Origin of the sequence: Acidisphaera sp. S103 (assembly GCF_009765975.1) — a bacterium.
Classification (GTDB): domain Bacteria; phylum Pseudomonadota; class Alphaproteobacteria; order Acetobacterales; family Acetobacteraceae; genus Rhodopila.
In genome coordinates, this window is the sequence record NZ_LMUJ01000007.1 from 1 (window position 1) to 534 (window position 534).

1 protein-coding gene is annotated in these 534 nt (G+C 63.3%); it reads left to right on the forward strand.

What is annotated here, in order from left to right:
- A partial coding sequence (locus GSQ89_RS00215) for an IS4 family transposase (protein WP_158920780.1) occupies positions 1-534 on the forward strand: 534 nt, incomplete at both ends.

Sequence of the window (534 nt, forward strand, 5' to 3'; positions counted from 1 at the left end):
ACTCGACCAGACCGGCTGCCGGATCGTCACCCGCTTCAAGAAGAACACCAGGCTGACGGTCACCCGCGAACAGCCGGTGGCGCCGGATGGCCCGATCCTGTCCGACCGGATCGGCCACCTGCCCAGCCGGCTGGCCTACAGCCGGCAAAACCCGTTCGGCAAAGAGGTGAGGGAGATCCGGGTGCGCATCCCGACCGGGACAATCCTGCGCATCCTCACCAACGACCTGGAAGCCTCGGCGCAGGAAATCGCCGACCTCTACAAACTGCGCTGGTCCATCGAACTGTTCTTCCGCTGGGTCAAACAGACGCTGCGGATCAAGAAATTCCTCGGCGTCTCGGAAAACGCCGTGCGTATCCAGATCGCCGTCGCGCTGATCGCCTTCCTGCTGCTGCGATTGGCACAGCAAACCCAGACCGCGATCGCCAGCCCGTTGATGTTCGCCCGCCTGGTCAAAGCCAATCTCATGCATCTGCGCGGCTTCTGCCAACTTCTCAAACCGCCGCAAAGCGTCAAGGGCGTGCCCGGACAGGG